Origin of the sequence: Methanococcoides seepicolus (assembly GCF_023684405.1) — an archaeon.
Lineage (GTDB): Archaea > Halobacteriota > Methanosarcinia > Methanosarcinales > Methanosarcinaceae > Methanococcoides > Methanococcoides seepicolus.
In genome coordinates this window covers 1-1,591 of record NZ_JAGSOI010000134.1, presented here as the reverse complement: position 1 = coordinate 1,591, position 1,591 = coordinate 1, and the positions used below count along the sequence as shown (strand labels likewise).

General features: G+C 33.0%; 1 protein-coding gene. It reads left to right on the top strand.

What is annotated here, in order from left to right; all coding sequences use genetic code 11:
- Positions 1–1,199: 1,199 nt before the first annotated feature.
- On the top strand, positions 1,200–1,591 hold a 392-nt coding region (locus tag KDK67_RS14035; RefSeq protein ID WP_250869468.1), incomplete at its 3' end, for a helix-turn-helix domain-containing protein.

Genomic DNA, 1,591 nt, shown 5'->3' with positions numbered 1-1,591 from the left:
TTCACCTTACTTCCCTATACCTTTTTAATAATATAGTATTCTTCCATAAAACTTTAATACATGATGTTTTATTAAAATCTCGATTTTTAAAAAATGATGTAGTATTTTCTGAGATGACTATTTTGAGAAAATTTCTAACTTTGAAAAAACTAGAGTTTACAAAAAGTTTTGGATCAACCCATTTAAAGTAATAAAATTTTTAGAGTTCGGTTTTTTCACGTTACCTATATCCCCGACTTGTTATGCGAGGGATTAGATTTGAACACACAAATCCCATCTAAATCTTAATTTTTACCTTCCTTGTTTAGATGTCAGATATTAAAGAATTACAAATGTACATTAAATGTCAGATATAAGCAGTTACACTTTACAAGTGTACATAATTTGACATTCTTGAATGGAATGTAAAAGTTAGGAGCTTATGCTGAGGATGATATGCCGTTTACACTTAATGCTTATGTGAGGGAAAGGTTGGAAAGCATATATGAGAGAAACAACAATCTAAAATTTAGAAAAATAATATTTTTATAAGATAATTATATCCCCTACTTGCTATGCGGTGATATTACGTATTTATATAGTGTAAAAAAGTGTGTTGGAAATCCCACTCCCCAAACCCACTCTCATCTTCTATATTGTATTCCAATATAGTCTTCATCCGCATGTAAGATGATAAGCCTATATAGGTGATTCATCAATATATATACCTTTCCTGTATTATTTGATAATTGCTATCATTTGCCTCCGACTTTATATGCTATTGTATAAAAAATTAGAAAACACGTCAATGATTGGAATAAGAACGCAAAGTTATGAAGAAACAGACGTTTTTGAGGAGTTCTAAAAGGGCAAAAAATAAGTTGGGGGGAGTGGGGGGATAAGTGGTTGGGGGTACTGCCCTTAAAGAACTCGCTAAATCCACGTAAACATTATACAACTATAAATATATTTCCATATAGAGTAATCGAAGAGGAATATATTAGTGATTGAAATAAGAGCACAACCTGGACCTCCGACTTTTTATGCGAGGGATGCGATTTGAACCCACAAATCTATCCAAGTCTTAATCTTAACATCTCTTCGAAAAATGTAAAAGATAACTAACGTACATTAAATGTCAGGTATAGGGGACACTTGTGAAAGTGCTATTATAGTTAAAACCCCAAATTATTAGACTAATTAGTTATATAGACTGTTCCATGGTTAGACCTGAGGGGATCTTTATTGAACGGCATATGACCGTTGAAGAGTTAGACAAGCAGATAAAATTAGAGAAGAATGCAACACTCCTGAAAAGACTATATTTCATCAAATATCGTTATGGGGAATTGAGTGTTGAAGAATCAATACAAAGAATAGGGAGTTCAAAACAAACAGGATATACATGGCAGGAGCGATGGAATCAAGATGGGTACGATGGACTAAAACCAAGATATTCAGGAGGAAGACGGTCAAAACTTGCAGATAAACAGAAGGAACAATTAAAAATCATGCTTACTAAACGAGACGATTGGACAACAGAAGCCGCCAGAGAACTTATTTTCAAGGAATTTGATGTCAAATATAGTTTAAAGCAGGTTCGTGTGATCCT